Source organism: Marivirga sp. (assembly GCF_024636815.1).
In the GTDB taxonomy this organism is placed as follows: Bacteria; Bacteroidota; Bacteroidia; order Cytophagales; family Cyclobacteriaceae; genus Marivirga.
Genome location: NZ_JAGXGF010000230.1, coordinates 57,833 through 73,411, shown reverse-complemented (window position 1 = coordinate 73,411; position 15,579 = coordinate 57,833). Strand labels below are relative to the sequence as shown.

Genomic DNA, 15,579 nt, shown 5'->3' with positions numbered 1-15,579 from the left:
AAGAAAATGAATGGATAGGAATAAAATAAATAGCTTAGATAAATTACTTATTGTATGCTTGCTAAGCTGCCTTTCATTTTATGTAAATGAAAGCAAAGCACAGGACTTTCAATTTTCTCAGTATCATGAATCACCCCTGTATCTAAACCCTGCCTTCACAGGTTTAGGAAAAATGCATAGAGTTACGCTTAACTCTAGAATACAATGGCCAAATTTACCTAAAGCTTTTGTGACAAATGCACTAGCTTATGATTATAACCTGGATTATTTAAGTAGTGGATTCGGGTTAATGCTCACAAGAGATGTAGCCGGTTCGGGTAATTTAGGGAATACAAATGCCAGTTTTTTATATTCCTACAGAGTCCCATTAGGCAACAAATTAGTATTGAGTACGGGCATACAATTTGCCTATAATTTTACAGGCTTAAATCAAAACGGGCTTACTTTAGGAGACCAACTTTTAGATAATAGAGGAGTTTCTTTTGATTCGGAACTGGCAAATATTCAAAATATTCAGTTTTTTGATTTCTCTGGAGGAATGTTGCTTTACAGTAAATCACTTTGGGCTGGTTTTGCATTACATCATATTACGGAGCCTGAAATGTCATTAATTGGAGATTCTAATCCTTTAAACATGAAGATCAGCATTCATGGGGGAATTAAAATTCCACTTTACAGAGGGCTGAAAAAAATGGATAATGTTTCAAGTATTGCTCCATCCTTTGTATATAAACGCCAAGGTATAAATGATCAATTGGATATTGGAATAAATTGGCACTATGACCCTATTTCAGCAGGCCTATGGTATAGAGGAGTTCCATTTAAAAAAACTGATCCTAATGAAGGTTTATATGACAGAGATGCGCTTGTTTTTAAATTTGGCCTGATGTATCCGGATTTTCAAGTTGGATACAGTTATGATTTTACAATCTCAGAGTTTGGAGGGGCGGCAGGTGGTGCTCATGAAATATCAATAATATTTGACTTTGAGGCTGAGCTTAGGAAGAAACGAAAAAAAGAATTTATTCCTTGCCCTACTTTTTAAGAATTATTTCTTTGTTTTAGCGCTTTTCGCATCATATATCTTTCTACTAAAACATCAATAGGCTTTAATAATACCGCAATACCAAGTTTGAAGATAAAACCTATTTGTTCATTTCCTACTCTTGTCTCTACAAATGGTTCGAGAAATCCTTCAGAAATTATGAATAAAACTATGGCAATTAAAAGTACTATTGAAGATGCTTTTCTACCTACTTTAGCTTTCACTAACTGATCTATAGTATCTTGTAAAAGTTGATTATTAACTTTTAAATCATCATTAATTTTATTTATTTCGTCTGATTGGTTTTTAAGCTTTTCATTCGCTTCATTAAGTTTTGAATGTAAACGGTCACTTACTGAAGTTAGCAGCTTAGCTTCTCCTATCAAACGGTCATATTTATCGCATAATAATTTATAGTTCTCCTTTACCTTTTCCGTTGAGATATTATCATCCTCTGCTAAAACTCGAATTTCATTTAAAAAGTCAATCTCAGCCTGAAATACATCTAATTGGGTAAAGTTCTTTGCCATATTCTCTTATTCTTTAATCTCTATCATTTTAAATGGCACTTTGATGATTTGCTTGAAATCTTCACCAGATTCTTCCATGTCCTCATCTTCTTCTTCATAATACCAATCGATAGTAATAGACTTACCGTCTGCATTGACTTTCTCAAGCTTTCGGAATATCTCTACTAGACATTTTGAAGAGCTGGTGTTAAAGTATTCCAATTTAATCTCAAAAGTAGTAGATTCCAGCGGATTCTGAACATATTTATCCAACCAATCGAGCAAAGGCTTATAAAACTCGATAGAATTCTCTGGAATTGACCTTCCGGATATTAAAAATGTTTCGGCATCCGGATTAAAATCAAGCTTTGGTGTCTTAGGTGTAGCCTCTAAGTAATAAGCATCCATATTATTTACTTTTAATGTTTAACATTCACTTGCAAACTGAAATAAGCGTAATCTTTATTGACGGTTTTAAATCCGAATTCCAAGGGTTGACCTGATTTTCTTACCATATCCATTATTCCTAGTCCGGCTCTTCCAGTATCAGTAAATACACCTTCGTCCAATTTACTTCTATATCTAGCTCTAAGCTCTTCATTGGAAAATTCGTTTATTTCCTCAATGCGCTTTTTAAGGTGAGTTGTGTCCTTTTGTTTCAAATAATTTCCAGAAATGATCTCATAGGAAGTAGATTTTTTTACAACCATAACCATTATTTCTTGAAGATCTTTCTCAGAATCTTTTATCTCCTCTTGATTATGATAAATATTTTGTAAAACCTCTACCAAAATATTAAACACCTTCTTTTTTATGCGCGAATTATATTCAACCATAGCTAATTTGTTTTCAGCTATGGCTAAAAGGTTATTGGTCAAACTATCAGTTATAACACCCTGATAACCAAGCAATAATTTTTCGCTTTCTTTAAGGTTCTTAAACTTATGTAAGGTATCTAACATTTTCTCCAAATGGGAAACAATGAATTAAAATTCTTTAAATGTCAAATTACAATTATTTTTTGAAAGAATATAATAATTAAATGAATTGGTTGAAATTAAATTAATGTACATTACCTGTCAATTTTCTAATCAATGGGGTGAAAATTAAAGCTAATATCCCTGCTCCAACAATAAAGATAGTAATGAATTGGAATATATCAGGTAATAAACTTGGATCTTTTGCTATGGCTTTTTCATCAAATTGACCTGCAACTAATCCTGCAATCAGGTTACCAAATGCTACAGACATGAACCATGCTCCCATCATTTGACCTACCAATCGCTTTGGAGCTAGTTTTGTCACAGCACTTAAGCCAACTGGGCTTAAGAATAATTCACCTGTAGTATGCAAGAAATAAGTGATTAATAACCAGGTTGGCAAAACAGTATCCGCAGAAAGCAACAAATAGGCTGCAATAATCATAGTGGCAAACCCTAAACCTAGGAAAATAAGTCCAAAAGCAAATTTCAACGGAATGCTTGGATTAAGATTCCTTTTAGCTAATTGTATCCAAAGCCATCCAAAAACGGGAGACAATACTATAATGAAAAGTGGATTAACGCTTTGTAAATAGGAAGCTGGCATTTGCCATCCCCCAATCATACGGTCAGTATATCTTTCAGCAAATAGATTTAAAGAAGAGCCTGCTTGCTCGAAACCTGACCAAAAAATAGCTGAAAAAACTAATAAAATAGCAATTGCCCCTATTTTTTTCTTTTCATCCTTATTTAACCCTCCAAACAAATAAATGCTTACAAAAAACAAAACTAAAGTAGAAGCCACAACATATGAAGCTATGTTAGCAACACTTACCACATTAATGTCAATATATCCTAAGGTGGTCAATAAAACTAAAATGATTAGTGCACCTAAAAATGCAAATATTCCCAACTTGACTTTTTTTCTAAATGCAATTTGTTTTTCATTTGCAGGGTCGTATCCTTCGGGTTGTGCACCTATATTACCTAAATATTTTGAGGATGCTCTATACTGAATTACACCCAACAACATTCCAAAACCTGCCGCTGCAAAACCATAATGCCAGTTTACACTTTCCCCTAAATAACCAGTAATCAATGGAGCAATAAAGCCTCCTAAATTAATCCCCATATAAAAGAGAGAAAAACCAGCATCTCTCCTGGCTGGTTCATTATCTTTATAAAGTCCTCCTACTATACTACTTATATTAGGTTTTAATAAACCTGTTCCAATAACAATTAAAATTAACCCTATAAAGAAAAACTCTTGAGTTGGAATTGCCATTGCAAAATGACCGCATGCTATGATAATTCCACCGTACAAAACAGCCTTTTGTAATCCAAAAAATCTATCTGCTAACCAACCACCAGGAAGTGCTAAAAGGTAAACAAACATAGTATAAAGACCATAAATTGCTGTAGCTGACTTATCATCTAGTCCTAAGCCACCTGTTTCAATGGAAGCCACCATGAAGAGAACCAAAAGGGCTCGCATACCATAATAACTAAAGCGTTCCCAAAATTCTGTGAAAAACAAGGTTGCCAATCCTCTCGGGTGACCAAAAAAAGTTTTTTCGGAATTCATATTATCTATAAGTTAACAATATTTTAAAAATTGAAATGCTAAATCTAATACGGGTATTTCATTAAAACAAATCAGAAGTAAAAATCGGCTTATTTTTCGATAGAAAGTGTATTTAGTACACTATGGTGACATTTGTAAATGATTAAAAAATTACTTTTTAGGCAAGGTAAATTCTTTAACTTTGCCAACAGAACCATGTATTACCTAGCAAAATAATAAAAATATGAAGGAATTTGGATTAAAATCCGCTAAATCTGGTTTAGAAAGCCTGGGATTAAAAAATGTAGCTGAAGCTTATTGGAACCTTAGCCCAGCAGAATTAACAGAACATGCATTGGCAAACGAAGAAGGGGTACTTACAGATACTGGTGCCTTAATGTGTGACACAGGAAAGTTTACAGGCCGTTCTCCAAAAGATAAATTCATCGTTAAAGATGATAGAACAAAAGATACCGTTTGGTGGGGAGATATAAATATTCCATTTGACCCGGATAAATTCGATGCCCTTCATGAAAAAATGCTCAAATTTCTTGAGAACAAAAAAGTTTATGTAAGAGACGCTTATGCCGGTGCTGATAAAACTTACCGATTAAATTTAAGAGTAGTAAATACTCAAGCATGGCATAATTTGTTTTGCTACAATATGTTTCTAAGACCCGAAAAATATAAATTAGAAACTTTTGAACCGACCTTCACTATTATCAATATTCCGGAATTTGAAGCTGACCCTGAAAAAGATGGAACTCGCCAGAAAAATTTCGCCATTGTTAATTTCACAAAAAATATTATTTTAATTGGTGGTACTGGTTATGCTGGAGAAATGAAAAAAGGCATATTCTCTGTCTTGAATTATACTTTACCAACTGACCACAAAGTACTATCCATGCATTGCTCAGCTAATATGAGTGAAAAAGCAGATGGAGATACGGCTATTTTCTTTGGTTTGTCAGGAACCGGTAAAACTACTTTATCTGCTGATGAAAATAGAGGTTTGATTGGTGATGATGAACATGGCTGGACGGAAAATGGGGTATTCAACTTTGAGGGAGGCTGTTATGCTAAAACCATTGATTTAACTGAAGAAAAAGAACCGCAAATTTTTAAGGCCATTAAATTTGGAGCTATAGTAGAAAATACTCGCTTTATTCCAGGCACTAGAACGGTTGATTATGAAAACACAGAAGTAACGCAAAATACCAGAACTGCCTACCCTATTCATCATATTGATAATGCTGTATCTCCTTCTATAGGTGGCGTTCCAAAAAATATTTTCTTTTTGACTTGTGATGCATATGGAGTTTTACCTCCAATATCAAAACTTTCTAAAGGACAGGCAATGTATCACTTCATTTCGGGTTACACTGCTAAAGTCGCAGGAACAGAAGCAGGTGTCACAGAACCTCAAACAGTATTCAGTGCTTGTTTTGGAGCTCCTTTTCTTCCATTACACCCAACGCAATATGCAGAAATGTTAGGGAAGAAAATGGATGAGCAAAAAGTAACTGTTTGGTTAGTAAACACAGGCTGGTCTGGTGGGCCTTATGGAGTAGGCTCAAGAATGAAATTGAAATATACCAGAGCGATGATTACTGCAGCTCTTAATGGAGGATTGGATGAAGTAGGTTATAGAAACCACTCAATTTTTGGATGTGCTATTCCTGCTACCTGTCCTGATGTTCCTTCTGAGGTATTAAGCCCGAGAGAAACATGGAAAAATGACAAAGGTTATTATGAAATGGCGAATAAACTCGCTAATGAATTCAATGAGAACTTCAAAAAATTTGAAGATTTTGCCAATGAAGAGATTATGGCAGGAGCTCCAAAACAGAATTTATCTAAATTCTAATTTTATTTTTCAGTTAAGTTAAATTGTGCTGCCGTGGGAGTTATTGCTCACGGCAGTTTTGTTTTACAAAAAATAATAAATGAAAATAGACCAAAACTTCCTTTTTCCTGTGATGGGTGAATGGCTAAATCAGCAAAACAGTCTGTTGTTGGATTTCTCTAATCAAAACAATGATTTGCTAAAGCTTGATCTTCAATCTACTCCTATATTTAATGATTATGTTTTTGGTTTTTTAAAACAAAAAGAAAAGCAATATGGTCATGGCGGATATCTAGAAAACCGTATGATTTATCAAAGAAGTACTCATTTTCAGCAAGGCGAATCTCGCTGTATGCACTTGGGTGTTGATGTTTGGTGTGAAGCATTTCATCCACTTTATTCACCATTGGATGCCAAAGTACATAGTTTCGCATATAACAATAATTTTGGAGATTACGGTCCAACTATTATTCTCGAACATGAACTAAATGGTAAAATCATTTATACTCTATATGGACATCTCAGTTTAAAAAGTTTGAGTAATTTAGAAAAAGGTGATATCCTTAAAAAAGGAGAAAAATTCTGTGAATTAGGTCCATTTCCCGAAAATGGCGATTGGCCACCTCACCTTCATTTCCAACTCATTTCAGATATACAGGATAAAAATGGTGATTTTCCAGGTGTTTGTGCACCTTCAGAGTTAGAACATTTTAAAAAATTATGTCCTGACCCTAACATTTTTCTAATTGAAGATGCTTAAAAAGCAAGAATAAAAACTCCCAGTCTTCAACCAGGAGTTAGATATTATTTCATATTCAAAACTACTTTCCCTTCAGTATGCCCTTTTTTGACATATTCTAAAGCTTTTGCCACTTCTGTAAATGGATATTCTCTATCTATAATAGCTCTTATGTAATTATTTTCAATAAGTTCTTTAATTTCATCTAGCTGTGCTCCATCCGCATGCATCATTACGAATTTATAATAAGCATCCTTTTCCTTAACTAGTTTGTCTAATTTAAATCGTTTCAGCTTAAGTAAGAATCGAATCAATCCATTTAAACCTAAATCTTTAGCTGTTTCATTATCGGGATCACCAGCAATGCTCACAACACTACCACCGTCTTTAAGGATTTTAAATGCATCTTTGGTATAATCGCCACCAAGTGTATCATATACTATATCAACTTCCTCTATGATCTCGAGATAATCTTCCTCTTTATAATCAATTACTCGGTCAGCACCCAAATCTTTCACCCATTCAACATTTTTTGAACTTGTAGTGGTATATACATATGCTCCCTTAGTCTTAGCATATTGAATAGCAAAAGAACCAACTCCACCAGAACCTGCGTGAATCAATACTTTATCGCCTGATTTAAGCTGTGCCTTTTGAAAAGATTGAACTGTGGTCAATCCAACTAATGGAATACTTGCAGCCTCTATGTAAGATAGATTTGATGGTTTTTGACAAACTGCCTGATGATCAACTGCGATCATTTCAGCAAAAGTCCCAGGTGCATCTGTTGGTACTCTAGCAAAAACTTCATCACCAAGATTAAAATCAGTGACCATATCTCCTTTATCGACTACTTTCCCAGCCAAATCAAATCCAACTGGAGCCGGAAAAGACAATTTCTCAATGCTTTTCATTGCCCCCTCGATTATTTTAAAATCTATTGGGTTTATACTCGCAGCATGAATTTCAATTAATACTTGGTTTTCAGAAAATCGTGGTGTTTCAACCTCATTAAATTCAACGTTCTTTGCTATATCTCCATAGCCCATTATCTGTAATGCCTTCATCTCTTCTCTCTTTACTTATCAACTAAGCAGAAGAAACGGAACTGAGTGAAAAGGTTGAGCTAAACGGCTTTAATTGTTGAATATATATTATAGAATGATTAGATCAAGAATTTTATTTTACTTATTTAACTTGCATCAATATCCAATTAGCCATCAATTCTAATGCTGCCGGTGCAATAGTTTGTTCTATTTGGGCATATTCACTCGGTGAACCTGTTTCAGCTTCCTGGAAAAGATGGTTTAGTCCCGCCAATTCCTTAATGGTATATTGTGTGTTTCCGCCTGCTTTCAATGCATCCTCAATAGCTTCTAAATTAACCCTAGCAGGAACTTGCAAGTCTTTTTCACCAACTATCGCCAATACAGGGCAATCCACTTTTTGTAGAACAACAGAGGGATCGTGCCTCAGAAAATATATCATCCATGGACTAGATAATTGTCCTGAAATTTGATTCACAAAAACTTCCTCCTTCAATCCATTTGCTGTTGCCAATTCTGGGTTCTTAGCGACTGATTCCTCCAAGTATTTTTTTAAATCTTCTCTGATATTGTTTTCATTAACAGTATTCACTACAATATCATAAGCTCCTTTATTGAATTCTCTTGCTTTCTTTAATTGAGTATCGCTCATTCCTGAAGCCTTGCCAATTAATTCGCTTTGGCGCAATAACAACTCATTTCCTCTAATCCCTGTACCCGCCATTAAAACAATGAATGCCACATCATCCGATTCTACTGCCACCATTGGTGCTACTATACCTCCTTCGCTATGACCAATCAATCCAATATTATCAGGGTCAATTCCTTTACGAGTCTTTAAATAATCAACTGCTGAAGCTACATCCGTTTTAAAATCAGCTGAAGTAGCAGTACTGAAATCACCTTCCGATTCAGCTGTACCTCTATCATCATATCGTAATACAGCTATTCCTTGCCTAGTCAAGTAATCAGACAGTACTAAAAAAGGTTTATGGCCTAATAAAGCCTCGTTTCGATCTTGCGGACCACTGCCACTAATCAAAACTACAGCAGGGAAGTTTTCACCTTCGGAAGGCATTGTTAAAGTTCCTGCAAGTTTTATTCCTTCAGCTTCATTATTAAAAATAATATCTTCACTTAGGTAGGGAAAAGGCTCCACAGGATCCTGCGGTTTCTTTTTGTTTGATTTCTTAACCTCATTTTGTGTAAGAAATAAAGGAAATTCATACCCCGCTTGTATAAAAACCCCATCTATTTCTCCATCAGAATTAAGAGTGCCTTCATACTGAATTGGAGGCATATTCATTGCTAAACTTAACTGCTTATCCTGAAAGGAAACCTCTTGAATAGCTAAACCAAAAGCCCCTTGATCCGGACTATCCATAGTCGCAATTAAAGAATCTCCTTGTTTTGAGATGTTGAATACAATAGTTAACTCAGTTCCCTGAACTTTAAGTAAACCTTGCCATTTCCCTTCTATACTCTGAGAAAAAAGTGAGAAGCATAAAAAGATTAAGAATAAAGTAGTTGATAGTTTTTTCATGATTGCTTTTTTTCTAACAATATAAAAAACTAAATGGAAATAATTACTATTATTCAACCAAAGCCCCAGCAATTGTAGCGGTCATCATACATGCTAAAGTAGCAGCTAAGAGCGCACGCATACCTAATTTAGAAAGGTTTCCTTGTTGATTGGGTGCCATACCTCCTATTCCACCTACTTGAATGGCTATGGAACTGAAATTGGAGAAACCACAAAGTGCATAGGTTGCAATAATGATGGATTTTTCACTAAGGATATTAGCTGCTTTCATTTCTGCCAATCCTAGATAGGCTACAAATTCATTGATGGCTGTTTTTTGCCCTAATAGACTTCCTACAGCTAGCGTATCATTCCACTCCACTCCCATTGCAAATGCAAAAAGTCGGAATGCTTGACCTAAAATATATTCTAAACTAAAGCTATCAAAGGTGCCGTTAGTTGAACTTGCAACAAATGCATTAAGTCCTGTCCACTCTCCTATTAAATTCCCCAGGAAATAATTTATTGCAGCTATTACAGCTATAAAAGCCAACAACATACCACCAATATTCAAAGCCAATTTCAATCCTTCTGCAGCACCATTTGATAATGCATCTATCAAATTTACTCCAAGTTTATCTTGGCTGACATGCAAGGTATCATCAATAGCATCAGGGTTAGTTTCAGGGATTAGTATCTTTGATATCACAATAGCAGCTGGAGCATTCATAATGGAGGCACTTAACAAATAAGAAGCAAAGCGAGCTTTTTCAGCTGGGTCATCCCCTCCTAAAAATGCTACATAACCTGCTAAAACACCTCCTGCAATAGTAGCCATTCCACCGGTCATTAAACACATGAGCTCTGAGCGAGTCATATTTGGAACAAAAGGTCGAACTAATAATGGTGCTTCAGTCTGCCCCAGGAATATATTTCCGGCTGCAGATAAACTTTCTGCCCCTGACAATCTCATAGTTCTGGACATGATCCAAGCAATACCATAAACTAATTTTTGTAGTACTCCTAAATAATACAATCCAGCAGTTACCGTAGAGAAGAAAATGACAGTAGGCAATACTTGGAAAGCAAAAATAAATCCGTATGAATCCCCGGCTAAATCACCAAATAAGAATCGAGCACCATCACCAGAAAAACTCAAAAAGACTACAAAAGCTTCAGATACCTTTTTGAAAATCAATTCTACAAATTCAACCTGAGTAATCAGTAGACCGAATATTACTTGTAATAACAAACCGGTACCGACTAATCGCCAATCGATTTTCTTTTTATTCACTGAAAATAGCCAGGCAAAGCTCACCAAAACCACTAATCCAATAAGACCTCTGAGATAATCCATAGAATGTTTTAAATATAGCCTATTAAGCTAATACACCGAAAATTGAATAAGTGACTGATAACCAGAAACAACCAACAAATCCTCAGTATTATTAAATTTAAGAATCCGCATTAAGCAACGACAAAATTAAAGGAATGTATCTAATTAAAAAATCTCAAAGCATATTCAATTGACCTATTATCAAATAGATTATTGATATTTACTCCTGATACAAAAATAACTAGATTTGCATATGCATTTATTTTATCAAGATCAACTTCCTGAAATCAAGTTTTTAGACCAAGCCGAATCCAAACATTGCATCAAAGTTATGAGAAGGCAAGTCGGTGATGAAATCAATATAATTGATGGAAAAGGGACTTTTTATAAAGCAAAAATAACAAATGCTAATCCTAAAAAATGTGAATTTGAAGTAACAGAAACTACAAAAGAAGCTAAGCCTTCATTCCACCGACATTTAGCCATTGCTCCTACCAAAAATATGGATAGAATGGAATGGTTAATAGAAAAGGCAACCGAAATGGGTATAGATGAGATTAGCTTTTTTCAGAGCTTTCATTCAGAACGTAAAATCATAAAAATAGATCGCCTGGAGAAAAAAGTCATTAGTGCTTTGAAACAATCTTTAAAAGCCAAAAAACCAATCTTAAATGAGATTGTTCCATTCAACAAAGTTTTAGATAGTACTAGTGCCGAAATAAAACTTATTGCATATGTAGATTTTGAAAATAAGGTGCACATGAGAAATGAATTAAGTGAGGAGCAAAACACCCTGATTTTGATTGGTCCAGAAGGGGACTTCACACCTGAGGAAGTTGATATGGCTGCTGGCAAGGGGTTTGAGAAAGTCAGTCTTGGTAATAGCCGATTAAGAACTGAAACAGCAGCTCTAGCAGCAGTTCATTTGATGAATTTGGCAATGGAATAATTTAAGTTATGAAAAATTTAAGTGGATTTTTCAATTTTAAATAGATCCTTTATAAACAGGAAATTTTAATTTTATTTCAGTGCCCTCCCCTTCTTTAGAATGTAAGTCAAATTCTCCTCTCAATTTCACTAACATCTTCTTCACAATGTAAAGTCCCAGACCAGAACCTTCTTTACTTTGTGCCCCTCTATAAAACATATCAAAAACTTTTTCTTGCTGATCTTTAGGGATTCCTATACCATTATCTGCAATCGTAATTTGATATTCGTATTTTGTGTTATCTACAGTAATATCAATTTTAGAATGCTCTTTATTCGGATCTGAATATTTAATTGCATTGGATATTAAATTATTTAATATCACTTCTATGCGGGCTTTATCAGTATAAAATGGCGAATCAAAATTGATATACTTATTAAATTCAATTTTTTCCATCCCCTCTATATAATTGTTATTTTCAATTATTTCATCTAACAATTCCCCTATTTTAACAGGCTCTCTTTTGATGTCAGTTCTGGTGTTCCTTGATATTTCAATCACTTCTTTAATGAAAAGCGTTAAACGTTCAACTCTATTTTCAATACGAACAAAATAATCCAAAACCTTATCATCTTTTAACTCATACTTTGCAATATTTATAAGACCTAAAATAGAGGATAAGGGAGCTTTTAAATCATGTGAAGCGCTATAAACAAAATGATCTAATTCATCATTCGCTAATTCCAACTCTTCATTTTTTTGTTCTAATTCCTTTAATGTTTCTAAACGTACTTGATCTATTTGTTTATTGATAACATCAATGTTGTACATAGAAAACACTATCCCAAAAACAGAAATTAACATATTTACATAAAAAGAGCTGGGCTCTGATTTACCATCTGTTATATTAAATTCTCCAAATGGTTGATAAGAAGTGAGTTCGAGAATAAATAAAAGAGTTAAGACATATGCCACTGAATAATATTTATACTGCCTTTCCTCATTACCGAAAATAAGAAAAATGACAGTGACGATAGGGAAAAAAATCAAATAAGAACCAACGGATTTTGGAATCACTGATGCATACAGGAATATAAAACCAGTCCCTAATACTATAAAAATAAATTTTGCTAATAAATGACGATTATGTTCATTTAATAAAAAAGTAGAAACAAAAATAATTAAGACGACAAAATCTAGTGCTACTGCTATAAAGTTTAAATTAAGTAAATCCGTTACCACTTGAATTATAGCTGCTAAAATGGCAATGATAGAGAATTGGGATAGTAAAATATTAGGCTTTTGTTCTAAGCTTTTCTCTATGCTTGACCACTTATTAAGATTAAAAAATCTAAACACTGATTATATTTTTGAGTATTAAATTTTAAAATATAAAAATAAAATTAATTCTTATAAATAAAATCTATAATTCAATCACGCTATTAGATGAAACGCTCTCATTTACCAGTTAAATAAAAGCATTTCATTTTCTCACTCACATAAAATACATTTACAGAGTCTAAAAAATAATATACCTATGAAGAAATTAATATTTACGATTACACTATGTATTTTCTTTATTCAAACTGATGCTACTGCACAGCTGTTTGGGAAAAAGAAAAAACAAGAAGAGAAAAATAAAACAGAAAAACCGAAAGGTGATTTAAAAGACTATAAAGAAATCATCAAAGGAGATGTAAAATCTGATGTTGGTTTATTTACCACTCATGAGTTAGATGGAAAATTATATTATGAAATCCCATTTGATAAGTTAGAAAAAGATTTACTCCTCGTGAGTAGAATAGTCAAGTTGCCTGATAATTTTGGGGGAGGTTATATCAATGCCGGTTCAAAGGTAAATGAGCAGGTAGTCAGATGGTATAAAAGAGATAAAAATATAGATTTGAAAGTCATCAGTTTTCAAAATGAAAGTGATGAGGATTCACCTATCTATAAATCGGTTGAAGCCAATAATTTCTTTCCGATCTTATATAGTAGTAAAATCGAGGCTATTAATCCTGACTCCACTGCCTATTTGGTAGATGTAAGCAGTTTATTTACTGATGAAGTTAGTGCTATTAATGCAATGCCTGACAGATTAAGGAAGGCCTATAAAGTGAAACGATTAGATAAAAGCAGATCCTATATTGCGTCTGCAAAATCATTTCCAGAAAACGTTGAAGTTCAACATTTAATGACTTACGATGCTGGAGACCCTCCGAGCAGAGATCAAGCCGGAACCATAAGTATGTTATTGAATCAATCCATGATTTTATTGCCCGAAGACAAAATGCAACCTAGGTTAGCTGATGACAGAGTGGGATGGTTTTCAATACAGAAATATGATTACAACTCAGATAAGTTAAAATCAGATGATTATGAATTGATCAGAAGATGGAGATTAGTACCTAAAGATATTGAAGCTTATAAAAGAGGCGAATTGGTTGAGCCTGTAAAACCAATAGTATATTATTTGGATCCTGCCACACCGGAAAAATGGAGACCTTATTTCAAACAAGGAATTGAAGATTGGAATATGGCTTTTGAAGAGGCTGGATTTAAAAATGCCATTATTGCAAAAGATCCGCCTACAATAGAAGAAGATCCGGAATTCAGTCCTGAGGATGTTCGATATTCAGTGGTAAGATATGTGGCTACTACTACTAGAAATGCGGTAGGTCCTTCAGTTTCTGATCCTCGAACAGGTGAAATTATTGAAAGTGATATTATTTGGTATCATAACCATTTGAGATCTTATCGAAATAGATATATGATAGAAGCTGGAGCACAGAAAGAATCAGCTAGAACATTAGAAACTCCAGAAGAAGAAATAGGCGAAATGATGCGCATGGTGATTGCTCATGAAGTGGGTCATGCTTTAGGATTGCCTCACAACATGAAAGCAAGTTCAGCCTATCCTACGGATTCTCTTAGATCTGCGAGTTTTACTCAGGAATATGGTTTAACGCCATCCATTATGGATTATGCGAGAGTAAATTATGTTGCTCAGCCTGAAGATGAAGGCGTTCGCTACATCCGAATGATGGGACCTTATGATAAATATGCTATTAACTGGGGCTATAGATTTATTCCGGAAGCTAATAGTAAAGAAGATGAAAAGCCTGTTTTAGATAAATGGATATTAGATAAAGCGGGGAATCCATGGTATGAATTTGGTAACGGATATGGTGTAGCAGACCCAAGAGCCAACCGAGAAAGTTTAGGAGCTGACCATGTTAAAGCCAGTGAATATGGTTTGGCTAATTTGAAAAAGGTTGTTCCAAATTTAGTAGAATGGACTGCTGAAGATGGTCAAGGATATAATGAATTAGCAGAAGTTTACAGAGAATTAGGTTATATGTGGAGTGGTTATATTCGCCACGTAACGGCCAATGTGGGCGGAATATATGAAACCCGTAAAACTTCTGACCAAGAAGGAGTGGTTTATGAACATGTGCCAGCTGCAATTCAAAGTGGTGCGGTGGCTTTCCTTAATGATCATGCATTCACCAATCATAAATGGTTATTAAACAAGGAGATTCTTCAAAGAATAGAGGATGACGGAGCTATTGAACGTGTAAAATCACTACAAGTGAGGGCCTTGAGTAGCCTTTTAGATGAGGATAGAATTTTGAGAATGGTAGAAAACGAAAGCTTAAATGGTTCAGATGCTTATACTGTTTTAGATATGCTCGAAGATATCAGAACTGGAATTTTCTCCGAGCTTTACAAGGGACAGGCCGTGGATGCTTACAGAAGAAACCTTCAAAGAGCTTTTGTAGAATTAGCTTCTAATCAAATTACGGAACTAGAAGCAGAAGAGAAAAGAAATAGTGATGTGATCATTTCTGATGTTATTCCACTTATGAGAGCAGAATTGGTACAGTTAAACACAGACATCAAAAGTAGAAGATATAGAACTTCTGATAAAATGAGCAGAATTCACTGGAATGATTTATTGGCTAGGATTGATAAAATAACGCAAAATTAATTTTCATACCTAGTTCTAATAAACAATAAAAAAATGGCTGTTTCTATAAAAGAGACAGCCATTTTTATTTTAA

Annotated in this window: 13 protein-coding genes; 5 read left to right on the top strand and 8 right to left on the bottom strand. The window is 34.3% G+C overall.

What is annotated here, in order from left to right:
- Positions 1–10: 10 nt before the first annotated feature.
- The gene (locus Q0L29_RS16735) at positions 11–1,045 is read left to right on the top strand and encodes a type IX secretion system membrane protein PorP/SprF (protein ID WP_296623500.1); all 1,035 of its coding nucleotides are present in this window, start codon (positions 11–13) and stop codon (positions 1,043–1,045) included.
- On the opposite strand, the gene Q0L29_RS16730 is transcribed toward Q0L29_RS16735, so the two are convergent.
- The 4 genes from Q0L29_RS16730 to Q0L29_RS16715 form a co-directional block, all read right to left on the bottom strand.
- Positions 1,042–1,575 (bottom strand): hypothetical protein, encoded by a 534-nt coding sequence (locus Q0L29_RS16730; RefSeq protein ID WP_296623499.1) that lies wholly within the window; start codon positions 1,573–1,575, stop codon positions 1,042–1,044. The genes Q0L29_RS16735 and Q0L29_RS16730 overlap by 4 nt on opposite strands.
- A gap of 6 nt (positions 1,576–1,581) precedes the next feature.
- A complete protein-coding gene (locus Q0L29_RS16725) occupies positions 1,582–1,962 on the bottom strand; it encodes a DUF1987 domain-containing protein (RefSeq protein WP_296623497.1) in 381 nt (126 codons plus the stop codon).
- 11 nt (positions 1,963–1,973) lie between these two features.
- Complete coding sequence (locus Q0L29_RS16720; RefSeq protein ID WP_296623495.1) at positions 1,974–2,516, bottom strand: SiaB family protein kinase; 543 nt, start codon at positions 2,514–2,516, stop codon at positions 1,974–1,976.
- A 100-nt stretch (positions 2,517–2,616) separates the two neighbouring features.
- Positions 2,617–4,119 carry a peptide MFS transporter gene (locus Q0L29_RS16715; protein ID WP_296623493.1) on the bottom strand — a complete coding sequence of 501 codons (1,503 nt, stop codon included), beginning with the start codon at positions 4,117–4,119 and terminating at the stop codon, positions 2,617–2,619.
- Positions 4,120–4,342: 223 nt separating this feature from the next.
- Here Q0L29_RS16715 and pckA point away from each other — a divergent pair, with 223 nt between their 5' ends.
- Complete coding sequence (gene pckA, locus Q0L29_RS16710) at positions 4,343–5,965, top strand: phosphoenolpyruvate carboxykinase (ATP) (protein ID WP_296623490.1); 1,623 nt, start codon at positions 4,343–4,345, stop codon at positions 5,963–5,965.
- A 79-nt stretch (positions 5,966–6,044) separates the two neighbouring features.
- Complete coding sequence (locus Q0L29_RS16705; protein ID WP_296623489.1) at positions 6,045–6,704, top strand: peptidoglycan DD-metalloendopeptidase family protein; 660 nt, start codon at positions 6,045–6,047, stop codon at positions 6,702–6,704.
- Positions 6,705–6,748: 44 nt separating this feature from the next.
- On the opposite strand, the gene Q0L29_RS16700 is transcribed toward Q0L29_RS16705, so the two are convergent.
- The 3 genes from Q0L29_RS16700 to Q0L29_RS16690 form a co-directional block, all read right to left on the bottom strand.
- Positions 6,749–7,750: an NADP-dependent oxidoreductase gene (locus Q0L29_RS16700; protein ID WP_296623487.1), complete on the bottom strand. Its 1,002-nt coding sequence runs from the start codon at positions 7,748–7,750 to the stop codon at positions 6,749–6,751.
- Between the two features lie 121 nt (positions 7,751–7,871).
- Positions 7,872–9,272 carry a S9 family peptidase gene (locus Q0L29_RS16695; protein ID WP_296623485.1) on the bottom strand — a complete coding sequence of 467 codons (1,401 nt, stop codon included), beginning with the start codon at positions 9,270–9,272 and terminating at the stop codon, positions 7,872–7,874.
- Positions 9,273–9,321: 49 nt separating this feature from the next.
- On the bottom strand, positions 9,322–10,608 hold the full coding sequence (locus Q0L29_RS16690; RefSeq protein ID WP_296623484.1) for a nucleoside transporter C-terminal domain-containing protein: 1,287 nt from the start codon (positions 10,606–10,608) through the stop codon (positions 9,322–9,324).
- A 232-nt stretch (positions 10,609–10,840) separates the two neighbouring features.
- Between Q0L29_RS16690 and Q0L29_RS16685 the strand changes: the two genes are divergently transcribed.
- Positions 10,841–11,536, top strand: coding sequence for a 16S rRNA (uracil(1498)-N(3))-methyltransferase (locus Q0L29_RS16685; RefSeq protein ID WP_296623482.1), 696 nt, complete (start codon positions 10,841–10,843; stop codon positions 11,534–11,536).
- Between the two features lie 36 nt (positions 11,537–11,572).
- On the opposite strand, the gene Q0L29_RS16680 is transcribed toward Q0L29_RS16685, so the two are convergent.
- Entirely contained in the window at positions 11,573–12,874 is a 1,302-nt protein-coding gene (locus tag Q0L29_RS16680) for a HAMP domain-containing sensor histidine kinase (RefSeq protein WP_296623481.1), read from the bottom strand.
- A gap of 178 nt (positions 12,875–13,052) precedes the next feature.
- On the opposite strand from Q0L29_RS16680, the gene Q0L29_RS16675 reads away from it, so the two are divergent.
- Positions 13,053–15,506: a zinc-dependent metalloprotease gene (locus Q0L29_RS16675; RefSeq protein ID WP_296623480.1), complete on the top strand. Its 2,454-nt coding sequence runs from the start codon at positions 13,053–13,055 to the stop codon at positions 15,504–15,506.
- Positions 15,507–15,579 lie beyond the last annotated feature (73 nt).

Bases quoted from the DNA above. Each gene is read 5' to 3' on its own strand.
- Q0L29_RS16735 (WP_296623500.1), top strand. From the start codon at position 11: ATGGATAGGAATAAAATAAATAGCTTAGATAAATTACTTATTGTATGC.
- Q0L29_RS16730 (WP_296623499.1), bottom strand. From the start codon at position 1,575: ATGGCAAAGAACTTTACCCAATTAGATGTATTTCAGGCTGAGATTGAC.
- Q0L29_RS16725 (WP_296623497.1), bottom strand. From the start codon at position 1,962: ATGGATGCTTATTACTTAGAGGCTACACCTAAGACACCAAAGCTTGAT.
- Q0L29_RS16720 (WP_296623495.1), bottom strand. From the start codon at position 2,516: ATGTTAGATACCTTACATAAGTTTAAGAACCTTAAAGAAAGCGAAAAA.
- Q0L29_RS16715 (WP_296623493.1), bottom strand. From the start codon at position 4,119: ATGAATTCCGAAAAAACTTTTTTTGGTCACCCGAGAGGATTGGCAACC.
- pckA (WP_296623490.1), top strand. From the start codon at position 4,343: ATGAAGGAATTTGGATTAAAATCCGCTAAATCTGGTTTAGAAAGCCTG.
- Q0L29_RS16705 (WP_296623489.1), top strand. From the start codon at position 6,045: ATGAAAATAGACCAAAACTTCCTTTTTCCTGTGATGGGTGAATGGCTA.
- Q0L29_RS16700 (WP_296623487.1), bottom strand. From the start codon at position 7,750: ATGAAGGCATTACAGATAATGGGCTATGGAGATATAGCAAAGAACGTT.
- Q0L29_RS16695 (WP_296623485.1), bottom strand. From the start codon at position 9,272: ATGAAAAAACTATCAACTACTTTATTCTTAATCTTTTTATGCTTCTCA.
- Q0L29_RS16690 (WP_296623484.1), bottom strand. From the start codon at position 10,608: ATGGATTATCTCAGAGGTCTTATTGGATTAGTGGTTTTGGTGAGCTTT.
- Q0L29_RS16685 (WP_296623482.1), top strand. From the start codon at position 10,841: ATGCATTTATTTTATCAAGATCAACTTCCTGAAATCAAGTTTTTAGAC.
- Q0L29_RS16675 (WP_296623480.1), top strand. From the start codon at position 13,053: ATGAAGAAATTAATATTTACGATTACACTATGTATTTTCTTTATTCAA.